At 69.2% G+C, this 13,713-nt stretch carries 18 protein-coding genes; 8 read left to right on the top strand and 10 right to left on the bottom strand.

Going from position 1 to position 13,713, the window contains the following annotated elements:
• Positions 1–15: 15 nt before the first annotated feature.
• Positions 16–453 carry an anti-sigma factor antagonist gene (locus A9X00_RS26335; RefSeq protein ID WP_067160350.1) on the bottom strand — a complete coding sequence of 146 codons (438 nt, stop codon included), beginning with the start codon at positions 451–453 and terminating at the stop codon, positions 16–18.
• 155 nt (positions 454–608) lie between these two features.
• Here A9X00_RS26335 and A9X00_RS26330 point away from each other — a divergent pair, with 155 nt between their 5' ends.
• A complete protein-coding gene (locus A9X00_RS26330; protein ID WP_067160348.1) occupies positions 609–1,229 on the top strand; it encodes a TetR/AcrR family transcriptional regulator in 621 nt (206 codons plus the stop codon).
• A gap of 114 nt (positions 1,230–1,343) precedes the next feature.
• Here the strand turns inward: A9X00_RS26330 and A9X00_RS26325 are convergent, their stop codons facing one another.
• Both A9X00_RS26325 and A9X00_RS26320 read right to left on the bottom strand, forming a co-directional pair.
• A complete protein-coding gene (locus A9X00_RS26325) occupies positions 1,344–2,003 on the bottom strand; it encodes a DedA family protein (RefSeq protein ID WP_067160345.1) in 660 nt (219 codons plus the stop codon).
• Entirely contained in the window at positions 2,000–2,830 is an 831-nt protein-coding gene (locus A9X00_RS26320; RefSeq protein ID WP_067160342.1) for an SGNH/GDSL hydrolase family protein, read from the bottom strand. The genes A9X00_RS26325 and A9X00_RS26320 overlap by 4 nt, the downstream gene beginning before the upstream one ends.
• A 228-nt stretch (positions 2,831–3,058) precedes the next feature.
• On the opposite strand from A9X00_RS26320, the gene A9X00_RS26315 reads away from it, so the two are divergent.
• The gene (locus A9X00_RS26315; RefSeq protein WP_067160339.1) at positions 3,059–3,847 is read left to right on the top strand and encodes an IclR family transcriptional regulator; all 789 of its coding nucleotides are present in this window, start codon (positions 3,059–3,061) and stop codon (positions 3,845–3,847) included.
• Between the two features lie 6 nt (positions 3,848–3,853).
• Here A9X00_RS26315 and A9X00_RS26310 read toward each other — a convergent pair whose 3' ends face one another.
• The 6 genes from A9X00_RS26310 to A9X00_RS26285 all read right to left on the bottom strand — a co-directional run bounded on the left by A9X00_RS26310 (position 3,854) and on the right by A9X00_RS26285 (position 8,292).
• Positions 3,854–4,687, bottom strand: coding sequence for a polysaccharide deacetylase family protein (locus tag A9X00_RS26310; RefSeq protein WP_067160518.1), 834 nt, complete (start codon positions 4,685–4,687; stop codon positions 3,854–3,856).
• Positions 4,688–4,751: 64 nt separating this feature from the next.
• Complete coding sequence (locus A9X00_RS26305) at positions 4,752–5,474, bottom strand: class II aldolase/adducin family protein (RefSeq protein WP_067160336.1); 723 nt, start codon at positions 5,472–5,474, stop codon at positions 4,752–4,754.
• The gene (gene hcaB / locus A9X00_RS26300; protein ID WP_067160334.1) at positions 5,467–6,264 is read right to left on the bottom strand and encodes a 3-(cis-5,6-dihydroxycyclohexa-1,3-dien-1-yl)propanoate dehydrogenase; all 798 of its coding nucleotides are present in this window, start codon (positions 6,262–6,264) and stop codon (positions 5,467–5,469) included. Before hcaB ends, A9X00_RS26305 begins: the two co-directional genes overlap by 8 nt.
• Complete coding sequence (locus A9X00_RS26295) at positions 6,261–6,488, bottom strand: dihydrodiol dehydrogenase (RefSeq protein ID WP_067160332.1); 228 nt, start codon at positions 6,486–6,488, stop codon at positions 6,261–6,263. The genes hcaB and A9X00_RS26295 overlap by 4 nt, the downstream gene beginning before the upstream one ends.
• Complete coding sequence (locus tag A9X00_RS26290) at positions 6,485–7,012, bottom strand: 3-phenylpropionate/cinnamic acid dioxygenase subunit beta (RefSeq protein ID WP_067160329.1); 528 nt, start codon at positions 7,010–7,012, stop codon at positions 6,485–6,487. Before A9X00_RS26290 ends, A9X00_RS26295 begins: the two co-directional genes overlap by 4 nt.
• Positions 7,009–8,292 (bottom strand): aromatic ring-hydroxylating dioxygenase subunit alpha, encoded by a 1,284-nt coding sequence (locus A9X00_RS26285; RefSeq protein ID WP_067160515.1) that lies wholly within the window; start codon positions 8,290–8,292, stop codon positions 7,009–7,011. The genes A9X00_RS26290 and A9X00_RS26285 overlap by 4 nt, the downstream gene beginning before the upstream one ends.
• Positions 8,293–8,578: 286 nt before the next feature.
• Between A9X00_RS26285 and A9X00_RS26280 the strand changes: the two genes are divergently transcribed.
• Genes A9X00_RS26280 through A9X00_RS26260 form a run of 5 tightly spaced genes read left to right on the top strand, consistent with a single transcriptional unit; the run spans position 8,579 to position 12,479 of the window.
• Entirely contained in the window at positions 8,579–9,481 is a 903-nt protein-coding gene (locus A9X00_RS26280; protein WP_067160326.1) for a Rieske 2Fe-2S domain-containing protein, read from the top strand.
• Complete coding sequence (locus A9X00_RS26275; protein ID WP_067160323.1) at positions 9,478–9,963, top strand: hemerythrin domain-containing protein; 486 nt, start codon at positions 9,478–9,480, stop codon at positions 9,961–9,963. The genes A9X00_RS26280 and A9X00_RS26275 overlap by 4 nt, the downstream gene beginning before the upstream one ends.
• Before the next feature lie 29 nt (positions 9,964–9,992).
• Entirely contained in the window at positions 9,993–10,751 is a 759-nt protein-coding gene (gene pcaH, locus A9X00_RS26270) for a protocatechuate 3,4-dioxygenase subunit beta (RefSeq protein WP_067160319.1), read from the top strand.
• Positions 10,744–11,259, top strand: coding sequence for a protocatechuate 3,4-dioxygenase subunit alpha (pcaG, locus tag A9X00_RS26265; RefSeq protein ID WP_067160316.1), 516 nt, complete (start codon positions 10,744–10,746; stop codon positions 11,257–11,259). Before pcaH ends, pcaG begins: the two co-directional genes overlap by 8 nt.
• The gene (locus A9X00_RS26260; RefSeq protein ID WP_067160313.1) at positions 11,256–12,479 is read left to right on the top strand and encodes a lyase family protein; all 1,224 of its coding nucleotides are present in this window, start codon (positions 11,256–11,258) and stop codon (positions 12,477–12,479) included. The genes pcaG and A9X00_RS26260 overlap by 4 nt, the downstream gene beginning before the upstream one ends.
• Here the strand turns inward: A9X00_RS26260 and A9X00_RS26255 are convergent.
• Positions 12,466–13,113 carry a TetR/AcrR family transcriptional regulator gene (locus A9X00_RS26255; RefSeq protein WP_067160310.1) on the bottom strand — a complete coding sequence of 216 codons (648 nt, stop codon included), beginning with the start codon at positions 13,111–13,113 and terminating at the stop codon, positions 12,466–12,468. The genes A9X00_RS26260 and A9X00_RS26255 overlap by 14 nt on opposite strands.
• A gap of 262 nt (positions 13,114–13,375) precedes the next feature.
• Here A9X00_RS26255 and A9X00_RS26250 point away from each other — a divergent pair, with 262 nt between their 5' ends.
• Positions 13,376–13,657, top strand: a complete 282-nt coding sequence (locus A9X00_RS26250; RefSeq protein WP_067160307.1) for a DUF1876 domain-containing protein — start codon at positions 13,376–13,378, stop codon at positions 13,655–13,657.
• The last annotated feature ends 56 nt before the right edge of the window (positions 13,658–13,713 follow it).

The raw sequence follows: 13,713 nt of genomic DNA, 5'->3' as shown, positions 1-13,713 counted from the left end.
TTGATTCGGGGCGGCTTACCAGCGAGCGGTCGACGCGAGCGCGGCGTCCGCGGTCGGGTACACCGGCAGCAGGCGGCCCAGCCCGCAGGAGTCGACGATGCGGGCGACGAACGGCTCGCAACTCACCAGACGCATTTCGATGCCGCGCTCTCGACACCGTTGCGCCCCGTCGGCCAGCACCGCGAACGCGCAGCAGCCCATGAATTCGAGGCCGCTGACGTCGATGACGAAGGGGCCGGGCGGGATGACGATGGCGGCGGCCTCGTTGACCAGGCGGCGCCAGGTGTGCTCGTTGCAGGCGTCGACCTCGCCGCCGGCGTTGATGATGACCGCCGCACCGTTGCGGTCGGTGGTTGCCCGCAGCGTGCTGTGCGGGTCTCCCAGCTCGTGGACCAGCCGCGTGCTGAGCGTCAGGTGCGGAGTCGATATCGATTCCGCAGTGATCGGGCTCATGAGGGACTCCTAATCTACCGACGCCGGGCGCCGGGATGGATGCCCGTCCTGCTGTCTGAAGACAGACTGTCGCGCGAAGTGCGCGAATCTCATTTGTATAACGAGACAGGGCGGTCTGTCTACATTAGCCTGTTAAGAGTATGGTAAGGCCCGGTATGACAAGCGACGATGTCACTCCTGTCATCAGCTCGGCCCGCGAACGCATCCTGACCGCGGCTTATGAGCTGTTCAGCCGGCGTGGGATCCGCGCCGTGGGCACCGACGAGGTGATCGTGCGGGCTGGCGTGGCCAGGGCGACCCTCTACCGCCACTTCCCGACCAAGGACGCGCTGGTGCTCGCCGTGCTGCAGCGGCGCGAGGAGGTCTGGACGCACGGCCTGATCGAAGAGCAGTCCTTCCAGCGGGGCAGCACACCCGAGGAGCAGCTGCTCGCGATCTTCGACGTCCTGCACGACTGGTTCCAGTCGCGCGACGGCTACGAGGGCTGCTCGTTCATCAACGTGCTCCTGGAGTTGGGCGCCGACCATCCCGCCGGCCAGGCCTGCATCGCCCACATCGACCACGTCCGCGACATCGTGCGCCGCCGCGCCGTCGCCGCCGGGCTGACCGACGTCGAGGAGTTCGCCTCGTCCTGGCACATCCTGATGAAGGGCGCGATGATCCTCGCCGTGGTGGGGGACCTGGACGCCGCCCGGCGCGCCCGCAAGATGGGCCTCTCGCTCATCGAGGAGCACCGCCCGGTCGAGCCGATCGACATCGGCGAGGCCGTGGGTTAGCCCTGCGGGCTCAGGGCTTTGAGTGTGAATCTTGGGCTTTCAGTGTGGGCTGATGGCGGGATCCGGGCGACTTTCTCGCCCTGGACGCACGCGCAAAGCCATGGATTCACTAGTTCACGCGGCGTCGGTGGCTTCGGCCTTGCGGCGGTGCTCCTCCTCCAGCTCGGCGATCATCCGCGACGTGCGTTCGCGCAGCAGGATGGCGGCGGTGATGCCACACACGACGGCGACCACCAGCCCGATCCAGGAGAACCGCTCCAGCCAGCGTTCGGCGGCCATCCCGGCGAAGTACACGAGCGCCGTGGTGCCGCCCGCCCAGCAGATGCCGCCGGAGACGTTGGCCGCGAGGAAGCGCGGATAGGGCATCTTGAGCGCACCGGCCAGCGGGCCGGCAAAGATCCGCAGCAGGGCGATGAAGCGGCCGAAGAACACCGCGCGAACGCCCCAGCGGTTGAACAGCTTTTCGGCGAGCGCGACGTGCCCGGGGCCGAAGTGTTTGGGGAACCGCCGGCCGAGGCGGTCGAAGAGCGGCAGCCCGTACCGGCGCCCGACCGAATAGCCGATCGAGTCGCCGACCACCGCGCCGATCACCGCGGCGGCGCCGACGCCGACCGGATTGACGGCCAGGTCGTGGTGCGACGACATCAGCGCGGCGCTGACCAGCACGATCTCACCGGGGAGGGGAATGCCCAGGCTCTCCACCCCGACCACACCGCCGACCACCAGGTAGACGAGCAGCGGCGGGATCGACTGCAGCAAAGCCTCCACGTTCATGGGTCAAGGATGCCTGACCGATGGGCAAACCGCGCCGTACTTGGTGTGCCGACCGGTTCCAGGCGCGGGCGCTTGGGCACCCGCCCGTCGGCCGAGGATTTGCCGCGCATGCGCCGCCACACCCACGGCATGAACTTCTCCTGCGTCCAGCGCAGCTGCCCGTAGGTCCGGGTCCGGAACGACAGCCGCGTGGGGCTACCGCTCGCCTCGGCCCAATCATGGTTGCTGCCAGGCAAATTCAGGGCCTCGGCCGCCGCGGCCGCGAACAGGATGTGCCCCTTGGTGGACGCGTGCACGCGGTCCACGTCCCACGTGTCCAGGTCGCGCATCGAGGGGGCGTCGTAGAGGTCGACGAGCCGGAAGTCGTTTTGGTCGGCGGCGGCCCGGATCGCGTCGTTGATGCGGGCGAGCCGCCCGGAGACCAGCCGGCCGAGCGGAAGGAATTGGGCGACGTTCGGGAAGGTGGTGGTGACCACCGTCGCTCCGGATTCGGCGAGCGCGGCGTGCAAGCGATCGAGGTTGGCCAGCGCCCGGCCGAACGAGTTCCCCGGCTGGATGACGTCGTTCATCCCGACGCACACGGTGATCAGGTCCGGCCGCATCGCGAGCGCCGGCGGGAGCTGCTCGTGCAGCACGTCGGCCACCAGCTTGCCGCGAATCGCCAGGTTGGCGTAGTGCAGGCCCGGGTAGTGCGAATCGATCATGGCGGCGAGCCGGTCGGCGAACCCGAGGAAGCCGACCGTGTCGTTACCGTCCCAGAGGCCCTCGGTCTGGCTGTCACCGATGGCGACGTATCGGCTGTATCCGGTCTCGGTAGCCCCGTACACGATGCCGAGACTAACGGGTCGAGTGGGCTCTCACCGTCTTCCGTGTGAGGTGGCGGCGGTATGTCGGCGATTTTTCCGCCGCGGTCGAGTGTGAAGTGACGGCTTTCGGCGTGTATGCGTGGCGGGATCTCGGCGATTTTCCCGCCCAGGAGTTACACGCAAAGCCCTGGACGCACACGGCGCCCTGACGGGCGTGGCCATTGCGACCAGTGCGACTACCGTGAAGCCATGCAAGCGAAGCGCGAGCCGTCAGGCGAACCGCTTGCGCCGCAGTATCCGATCGAGTCGGTCGACAACGCGCTGAAGCTGCTGCTGTTGCTGGGGGAGCGGCCCGAGATCCGGTTGAGCGAGGCCACCCGTTACCTGGGGGTCGCGCCGTCGACGGCGCACCGGCTGCTCGCGATGCTGGCCTACCGCGGCTTCGTGCGCCAAGACCCGGTATCCAAGGCGTACCTGCCGGGTCCCTCGCTCACCGGCGTGGCGTTCGCGGTCTTCGGTCGCCTCGACATCCAACGATCCGCCGCGCCGATCATGCGTGCCCTCAGCGAGCAACTGCGCGAATCGATTCACGTCGGGATGCTCGACGGCGCCAACGTCCACTTCGTCGCCGCGGTCGAGGGCCCGGCGGCGGTGCGGGTGGCGTCCCGGCTCGGGCGCACCATGCCGGCGCACTGCACCTCGACGGGCAAGGTGATGCTCGCCCAGCTGCCCGAACACGAACTGCGCCAACTATTTCCGAACGAGCGGCTGGAACGGGTCACCTCACACTCGATCGGCAGCCGCGCCGAGCTGGAAGCCGAGCTGTCGCGCATCCGCGAGCGCGGCTACGCCATCAACCGCGAGGAGAGCGAGGACGGTGTCGCGTCGGTCGCGGTGCCGATCCCGACGCGGGCGCCGGGCGTGCGGCTCGCGCTCAACGCCGCCGCGCCGCAGGACCGGCTCGACGGCGACCGCTACCCAGCGGTGGTGGCCGCGCTTGTCAAGGCGGCCAAGGAGATTGGCGATCAGGTCGGCTGAGGCTCGTCAGCCGGCGAAATGCGCTGTGCGGTGCGGGATTTCCGGCTTCAGGAAGACGTCGTTGAGCGTCACTGTGCGCAGCCTGCGGGCCCGGATGATCTCCACCAGCCGCCCGTACACGTGGGTGACCGGCGCGTGGTTGAGGTGGCCGATCACGATGTTCTGCCGGGTGAAGGACAGGTCGGCCAGCTTGACGATCTGGTCTTCGGAAAGCAGCGCGGAATCCCGCAGGTCGCCGGACCACAGCGTGGGCACCTGGTAGCCCAGATCGGCGGCGACGGCGTCCACTACGGCGTTGTGATGGCCGTACGGCGGCCGGAAGTATGGCGTGGCATCCACACCGTAGGTGTTGCGCAGGAACTGATCGGTGCGGCCGAGTTCGTCGGCGACCTGGTTCGGCGTCAGTTTCGTCAGGTCCGGATGCGACCAGGTGTGGTTGGCCAGCTGGATCTGCCCGGATTCGACCAGCGGCCGAAGCAACGCGGCGTTGTCGGTCCACGACCGATAGGAGCCGGTGACGAAATAGGTCAGCCGCACGCCGGTCGATCGGGCGAATTCCGTGTAGAGCCGGACCACATCGGTGTCGACGCCGTCGTCGACCGTCCAGGCCAGCAGGTCACCGTCGCCGGGAAGCTTGCTCAGCACCGCGCCGCCCGGCAGCACGACGCGCGCTGCGCGGTCCGGGGGCGACAGCAACGGCGGCAGGGCCGGGGCCGCGGGGGCCGGGGCGGACCCGGGGACCTCGGCGCGCGCCACCCTGGGACCGCCGTCGGCGCACCACGAGATCCCGGTGACCGCCACCGTCGCGGCCACCGCGACCAGGAAGCGCCTCCGGTCCAGTTCGCTCACGTCGGCCAGGTTAAGCCCGCCGCCAGCGCTATCCGGGCAGGGCGCGCGCCCGATATCAACCTGTGACTTTGCCCAACCGCGCGATCTCGTGCCGCCAGGCCGCGTCGGTGTTGAAGCCCGGGCCCAGGTCCGGTAGGTCGTCCCAGTCGGCGTCGTCGATGTCGCGCAACATGCCGCCGGCCGAGCGCACCCGCAACGACATCCGCGCCAGCGCGTCAAGGCTGATCGCCTGCAAGACGGCCTGCTCGACGGTGGTTGCGGCGCTGGTGATCCCGTGTCCGCGCAGGATCACCACCGGCCGGCCTTGCATGGCCGCCACCATTTCCTTGCCCAGCGCCGGGTTTCGGATCAGCACGGCGCGTTCGTAGACGGGCACGCCGCCGCGCGCCAGCCACGCGCCGGGAATGTCGAAGGCGCCGTAGATGGGCCGCAGCGCTATGCCGGCCAGATCCGCGGCCACCACTGCCGGCGGGTGCAGGTGTGCGACGGTCCGGTGCCCGGGATCGGCGCGCATGGTCTCGACGTGGATGGGCAGCTCGTTGGGGACGCGGTAGCCGTCGAGTTCTCCTGCGGCGCCGGGGCTTCCGTCGAAGGTGACGAGCCGGATATCGGTCGGGCGGGTGAAGGCCACCCCGGTGTCGGTGTCGCTGCGGCAGCGGATCAGCAGGCGGTCGTCGTCGACGCGCAGGCTCAGGTGACCGAGGATGCCGTCGATCAGGCCGCGGGCCGCGGCGACCCGGCAGCCCTGGGCCACCAATGCCCGCTGCTCGTCAAGCATTTCGCGGCCCCAGCCCGAATCCGCCGTCGGGATGGACGGTTTCGCCGGTGATGCCGCGCGAGCGGTCGGACGCCAGGAACACGTAGCTGAAGGCGTGGTCCTCGCCGGTGAGCGCGACGCCGAGGGGGCTGCGGGACGCCAGGTCGCGGGCCCGGTTGGGCGTGTCGTCGAGGCGGACGTCGTCGAGCCCGAGGCTGGCCAGGCCGCGCAGGTCGGTGTTGAGCGTGCCGCCCGGCGCCACCCCGTTGACCCGAATCCGCGGCGCCAGTTCGTGAGCCAGCGCGGCCACGAGCCCGCGGACGGCGAACTTCGACGACACGTACAGCGCGCCGCCGCGCCCCGGATGGTACGACGACGTCGACTCGGTCAGCACGATCGACGACCCGGTGGCCGCCCCCAGCGCGGGCAGGGCGGCCTTGACCGACTGCAGGTGGCTCAAAACGTTGGTGCGAAACATCTCGTCGAACGCGCCCGACAGGTCGCCGGCGTCGATGTCGCCGATGCCTCGGTAGAAATCGAAGATCCCGACGCAGTTGACCAGGGTGTCCAGCCCGCCGAATTCGTCCACCGCCGCGGCGACGGCGCGCTCGTTGGCCTCGCGGGTGACGGCGTCGCCGTCGACCACCGGCACGTCGGGCAGCTCCCGCCGCAACCGCTCGCACTTGTCGCAGTCCCGTTCCAGCACGGCGACTTTGGCGCCCTCGTCGCGAAACGCGTCCACCACGGCGCGGCCGATTCCCGAACCGGCGCCCACCACCAGCGCCCGTTTGCCCTCGAGCCAGGCCGTCACGGTTGGTCCTGTTCGTCGGGCAGCAGCGGGCCATCGGGATTGCCGACCATGGCCGCCAGCGTACGGGTGTTCTGCCGGGTCAGCGCCTCGATCTCGAGCGCGTCGAGCGTGATCGAGCGTCCGGTCTTGGGCGCGCTGATCAGCAGCCGCGACCCGTTGCGGGTGTCGATCCGGCGCACCACGACCTCGGTGAATTCGTTGGCTATCGTGATGGATTCGCTCACAGGAACACCGCCAAATTCTGCATCCGCAGCACCGACTCGTCGACAAAGATGGTGCGGCGGGCCAGCTTCCAGCGATCGCCGCACCGGCGCAGCAGGTCCTCGCGCCCGCACGACACCAGCGCGCTCTCGTTGACGTCGCCGCGGCTGCGGAAGAGCAGCTCGGCCGACTCGACCACCAGGTGCGTGTCGTCGTCGCACTCGTAGGTGCGCACGTTGGTGATGAAGTGGCGCAGCCGCGACGGCGGGTCCTCGGTCCAGGCGTGCTCGGTGGCGAACCGCGCCGCCCGCTGGCCCAGCGAGTACTTGTCCTCGTCGAAGTGCGCCATCCCCGGTGACGTGTCGAACCCGGCGCCGCGCGCCGTCGTGACCCGCACCGGCATCACGTAGCGGACGTCGTCGGTCAGGGTGTCCAGCCACGCGTCGTAGTCCTGGGCGTCGAGCAGGTAGGCCTCGTCGACCAGGAACTGGTGAGCCTGCAGATGCCGAATATCGTTAAACGGCAAGCACGGCAGCGCCTTTCTCATGACAGGTAATCCGCCCACAACCCGAGCAGCGCGCGCTGGTTGTACTCGTTGTAGCCGACCTGGGCGCGCCCGGGCCCGTGGAAGGACTCGGCGGGCAGCGCCTCGACGACGGGCCGGTCGTCAGCGAGCAGCCCCATCCGGCTGTTGAGCAGCAGCCGCCGCGCCATGGAACCGCCCGCGGTGGTGGTCAGCGACACCCAGTTCTCCACGTCGTCCTGCTCGAACATGCCCGTCGATCCGAAGCACATCAGATAGGCCTTGTACGAGTCCTGCTTGAACTGTTCGGGCGCGGCGGAGTCGACCGCGAACCACGAGCACACCTCGGTCTCGTTCTCGCTGATCGGCTGCCACAACCGGATCGAGATGAACGGCAGCACTTGGTCATCCCTGTCACGCACCTTCGGCCAGTTGTGCACAAAACTGAGGTTGGGAAAGCAGGTGGCCGCCGAGATCATGAACCCGTCCTCGCCGACCACCCGCTGCTGCCGGGGCGTCCAAGCGTCCTTGATGCGGCCGATCATCTCGTCGGGGTAGCCGACGTAGCGCATCCGCTCGTCGAAGTCGCCCGGCGGAAGCTTGTAGGTGGTGCCGCCGCCGCGATGCGCCCAGTAGGTCGCTCCGTCCTTGCGCTTCTGGGCTTTTGGCTCGCGGAACAGGCCGATGTCGACGATCGACGCGTGCGTGTGCGGCGTGTGGTACATGTCGCCGGCGAAGTTCTCGGCGCCGATCTTCCAGTTCGCCTTGATGCGCCAGCGCTGCGGCCCCCGCACGTCCAGGCCGCCGGCGCTCTGCTTGGTGTAGAAGTCCAGATAGAACCGGAAGTCGCCGAGGAAGTCCTCCAGCGGCTCGGCGGCCGGATCCATGCTGATGAACAGCAACCCGTTGTAACTCGCGAAATTCGGTGCGGGAAGCAGGCTTTGGCCGGCGCGGGGCAACCCTTCGTCGCCGCCGTAGGCCTCGTGGTGAAAAGGCAGCCCGGTGAGCCGGCCGTCGTTGCGGTACGACCAGCCGTGGTACGGGCAGCGAAAGTTGGAGGCGTTGCCCAGCTCCGCGCGGCACACCTGCATCCCGCGGTGCAGGCACATGTTGAACATCGCCCGCACGTTGCCATCGGAACCCCGCGTGATGATGAACGAGTCGTCGAGAACCCGGCGCACCACGTAGTCGCCGTCGTGCGGGACCTCCGATTCGTGGCCCACGAACGTCCACGCGCGGCTGAACAGGCGCTCCTTCTCCAGCGCGAACAGCTCACCGTCGTTGTAGATGTGGGCGGGGATCATCCCCCGCCGGACGTTGTCGAAGACGTCGTGATCCACATAGCCCTCTGTTCTACAGAAATATTTTCTGTTAAGTAGAATCCCGCATGCCGTCCCGATGGTCAATCAGCGCCCCGCAAGGATCCTTGTGGCTAATTCACAGGTGGCGGACAGCGGAGGATCCAGGGGCCGCGGCTACCGTGGTCACGTCGGGCCGCTGAGCGGGTGACCGTGACGTAACACCGGGATAATCGCCGATTTTGCGGGAGGTATCGGCGAATATCCCTGTGTCTGAGGAAGGGTGGTGTTTATGGGTCTCGGAGCGCGGGTGTTGTCGGTTATCGGGCGCCAGGAGTGGCTGGACCGGCCGAGCTATCGCTTCGAGCACCTGCTCAGCTTCGCCTTCAACGCGTTGGGCGGCGCGCGCGACACCGTCACCAACGCGCTGCACGGCGTCTGGCTCGGGCACCCGGTCCATCCGCCGCTGGCGTCGCTGACGAGCGGGGCGCTCGGCACGACGGTGGCGCTGGACGCGCTGAGCCTGTTGCCCGGCCAGCGGCCCAGCGAGGTCCGCGACGCGTCGCGGTTCGCCTCGCGCGCGCTGGGGGTGGGGATCCTGGCGAGCGTCGGGTCGGCGATCACCGGCACCACCGACTGGCAGCACACCCACGAGGAGGACCGCCGGGTCGGGCTGGTGCACGGGCTGGTGAACCTCGCCGCCACAGCGCTTTACGCGCAATCCTGGTGGGACCGCCGCCGGGGTCGCCATGGCCGCGGCATCGTGCTGACCGCGCTCGGCTACGCGATCACCCTCGGCGGCAGCTACCTCGGCGGGTCGCTGGTGTTCGAGTCCGGCATCGGCATCGACCGCTCCGGTGAGCGGCTGCGCGCCACGGAGTGGACGCCGGTGCTGTCCGCCAGCTCGCTGAACGGAAAGCCGGTGCGCGTCGAGGTCGATGGCGTGGGATTGGTTGTGTGCCAGACAAAGCCGGGGGAGGTGTCGGCGTTCGGGGAGTTCTGTCCGCACCTGGCCGCGCCGATGGCCGACGGCTGGGTAGATCGCGGCCGGGTCGTGTGTCCCTGGCACGGTTCGTGGTTCGCGGCCGAATCGGGCGAGGTGTTGCGTGGCCCGGCGGCGGCGCCACTGCCGTGCTACGAGGCCAGGCTGGCCGACGGAATGGTTGAGGTGCGTGCCGAGGAGGTAGCCAAGTGAACGCGTATGACGTCTTGAAGGAGCACCACGTCGTGATCAAGGGCCTCGGCCGCAAGATCAGCGAGGCGCCGGTGAATAGCGAAGAGCGCCATGATCTTTTCGACGAGATGCTCATCGAGCTCGACATCCACTTCCGCATCGAGGACGACCTGTACTACCCGGCGCTCAAGGACGCCGGCAAGCTGATCGCCGTCGCGCACGCCGAGCACCGCCAGGTGGTGGACCAGCTCTCCGTGCTCCTCAAGACGCCGCAGAGCGCGCCCGGCTACACCGACGAGTGGAACTCCTTCAAGACCGTGCTGGAGGCGCACGCCGACGAGGAGGAGCGCGACCTGATTCCGGCCCCGCCCGAGGTGAAGATCACCGACGCCGAGCTCGAGGAGCTCGGCAACAAGATGGCCGCGAAGATGGAGCAGTACCGCGGCTCCGCGCTGCACCGGCTGCGCACCAAGGGCCGCGCCTCGCTGGTTCGCGCGCTCTAGGCGGCTGATCGGGAGTAGCCTCACGGCTCATGAGCGCCGAGGATGTCGCGTCCCAGGACGACATCACGGCGGAGATGGCCGCGATCGCGCGCGCGGGCGCGACGGTCGGGGATCCGGCCCGGCCGCGGCTCGACTATCCGCCCTACCGCAGCAGCGCCCTGCGCCATCCGAAGCGGCCCGCGCTGCTCGTCGACCCGGAGGAGCTGGAACGCCACGCGCCCTGCTTCGGCGGCCGGGACGTCGACCCTCGCGACGCCGACCTGACGGCGGGCCACCCCGGCGAGCCAATCGGGGAGCGGGTCGTCGTGGCCGGGCGGGTGCTCGACGACTCGGGCAGGCCGGTGGCGGGCCAGCTGATCGAGATCTGGCAGGCCAACGCCGCCGGCCGCTACCGACACGCGGTCGATCAGCACCCGGCCCCGCTGGATCCGAACTTCGTCGGCGCCGGTCGTTGCCTCACCGGACCCGACGGGTCGTACCGCTTCCTGACCATCAAGCCCGGCCCCTACCCGTGGCGCAACCACCGCAACGCCTGGCGCCCGGCGCACATCCACTTCTCGGTGTTCGGAACGGCTTTCACTCAACGCCTGGTCACCCAGATGTACTTCCCGGGTGACCCGCTGTTCGACCTGGACCCCATCTTCCAATCGATCCCCGACCCTGCGGCGCGTCAAAGGCTGATCGCCCGCTACGACCACAACCTCACCCAGCCCGAGTACGCGACCGGCTACCGCTGGGACATCGTGCTCTGCGGGGCCCGCCGGACCCGGACCGACGACGATGGCTGAATTGGCTTGCACCCCAGGGCAAACCGTCGGTCCCTTCCTTGGGCTGGGCCTGCCGTTTCCCGGTGACAGCCACCTGGTCGGCGACGGACATCCGCAGGCGGTCCGCCTGCACGGCACGGTGTACGACGGCGCCCGCCAACCGGTGCCGGACGCGCTGGTCGAGCTGTGGCAGGCCGACGGCGCCGGGCGCATCCCGCGACTGGCCGGCTCCCTGCGGCGCGACGGAACCTTCACCGGATGGGGCCGCTGCGCGACCGACGCCGCGGGCCGCTACTCCTTCACCACCGTGGCACCCGGCCCGGCCGAACCCGGGCGCGCGCCGTTCTTCGCGCTCGCCGTGTTCGCGCGGGGCCTGCTGGACCGGCTGTTCACCCGCGCCTATCTGCCCGGCGACGACGCGGCGTTGGCCGGCCTGGTGTGCGTCCCCGAAAGCGGCTGCGCGGGATACCGTTTCGACATCCACCTGCAGGGTCCCGACGAGACCGTGTTCCTGGAGTACCGGCGATGACCAACCTGCTGTGGCCCGGCGACCAGCGGGCGGGCGCGCACATGACGGACGCCGCGCTGCTGGAGGCGATGGTCGCGGTCGAGTCCGCCTGGCTGGCGGGGCTGACCGCCGCCGGCCTGGCGCCCGGCGAATGCGCCGGAGCGGATCTGGCGGGCCTGCTGCGTGACGGCGACCGCGAGTCGCTCGCGGTCGGCGCCGAGGGTGGCGGCAACCCGGTCATCGGCCTGGTCGACCTGCTGCGCGCGCGGGCCGTCCCCGCCGTGGGGTCGTGGATCCACCGGGGCCTTACCAGCCAGGACGTTCTCGACACCGCCCTGATGCTGGGTGTGCGCGCGGTCGTCGATGAGCTCGTAGTCCAACTCGCGCAACAGATTTCGAACCTGTCCGACCTCGCCGCGGCGCACCGCGGCACGCCCATGGTGGCCCGCACCCTCACCCAGCACGCGGCGCCCAGCACGTTCGGCGCCAAGGCGGCGGGCTGGCTGGACGGGGTCGTCGACGCCCACGAGCGGCTCGCCGGCGTGGTCACTCCCGTCCAGGTCGGCGGGGCGGTCGGAACCAGGGCCGCGACCACCGAACTGGCGACACTGCTCGGCGGGGCCGACCCATCGGCAACCTCCGATCGCCTGGCGCAAAGCGTCGCAACGGCTTTGGGGCTGAGCGACCGGTCGCCCTGGCACACGACGCGCACGCCGGTCACCGCGGCCGGGGACGCGTTCGTCGGCTGCACCGACGCCTGGGGCCGCATCGCCTCGGACGTCGTCACCCTGGCCCGCCCGGAGATCGGCGAACTGGACGAGCCCGCGGGCGACAACCGCGGCGGATCGTCGTCGATGCCGCACAAGCGCAACCCGGTGTTGTCCATCCTGATCCGGCGGGCCGCTGTCACGGCGCCGCAACTGGCGGCGACGCTGCACACCGCCGCGGCGCTGGCCAACGACGAACGGCCCGACGGCGCGTGGCACGCCGAATGGGACACCCTGCGCACCCTGGCCCGGCGGACCGTGGTCGCGGGTTCGCAGTGCGGCGAACTGCTGGCCGGGCTTCAGGTGCATTCCGCGCGGATGGCCGAAAACCTGCGCCTGGCAGACGTTTACGGCGAGCAGCGCGCGATCGCCGACCTGGTGGGCAAGGCCCCCTCGGCAACCTACTTCGGCGCCGCCGACCGTCTGATCGACCAGAGCCTGGACCGCGCCGCGCGGGCGCTCAAAAACCGGTAGTGGCCAACGCCTTGGCGTCGGCCTTGTAGATGCTGGCCAGCCAGATGTGCACCAGCATGTCGATCACGCGGTCCTCGGGGATCGCCGGCTCCTCGGCGGTGAACGTCGCCGCCATCACGCGCTCGCTCAACATGTTCAGCGCGACCGACAGATCCTCGGCCGGGTAGGTGTCCGGGGCGGCGCCGCGGCGGCGCTCAGCCTTGATCGCCGCCGTGGTGTGCGAGATCCACTTCTGCATGAGCGTCGACCAAAGCTGCCGGACCTCGGGGTTGGTGGCCTTCGCCGCGGCGCCCGCCACGGCGACCGCCCGGTGCGAGCCCGACACCTCGAAGAACGCCTCGATGCGCGCCCGCCATAGCGCCGCGGGATCGCCGAACAGCTTGCCGCCCAGCGCCGTAAGCGCCGCGTGCGCCTTGCCGTTCATCTGGTCCAGCAGCGACAGCAACACGGCGTTCTTCGACTGGAAATAAAAGTAGAAGGTGGGACGGGAAATGCCCGCGCCCTTGGCCAAATCGTCGACCGAGAAGTCGGCCAGCGGCCGCTCCTGCAGGAGGCGCTCCGCGGTGGCCAGGATGGCCTGCTCGCGATCGTCACCCGAATGATGCGACGGACGGCGGCCGCGGGAGGCGTGCATCTACTCGGCCTGCGCGAGGTCGTCCACGAAAGTTACTTTATGGACGCGTCGATATATGTCAACGAATTGTTGATTAAAACCAACAATATTGTCGATTAATATCGACGGTTTGTTTATCGAGCAATTTGCTGAATGGTCGGCGGTCCGTCGAAAACCGTTTCACGCCCGTGGCCCGCGCTCACAGGTGACATTCGCCCCTACTTCGCGGCGCCGTTACGTGGTATCGAGTGAGCAAATACCCGTCAAGGCAAGGAGACTGGCGATGACCGGCAACGCTGACGGCACCAAGACCTGCCAAATCGACCTGGTCGTCGAAGAGCATGAGGAGCGCACCCGGGCGAAGGCGCGGCTGGCCTGGGCGGGAAAGAAGTTCGTCGGGGTGGGTCTGGCGCGGCTGGATCCCGCCGACCAGCCGGTCGCCCAGATCGGCGACGAACTGGCGATCGCCCGCGCGCTGTCCGACCTGTCGAATCAGCTGTTCGCCCTGACCTCAACCGACATCCAGGCCAGCACCCACGAACCCGTCACGGGCCTACACCACTGACGCGCGACCCTTGACCGGGCCGCGGCAGACCAGTGAAGCGTCGCAGCACCATCGGC

It is taken from the genome of Mycobacterium sp. 1245805.9 (genome assembly GCF_001672915.1).
GTDB lineage: Bacteria > Actinomycetota > Actinomycetes > Mycobacteriales > Mycobacteriaceae > Mycobacterium.
The sequence above is the reverse complement of the archived record's forward strand: the minus strand, read 5'-3'. Positions and strand labels throughout refer to the sequence as shown.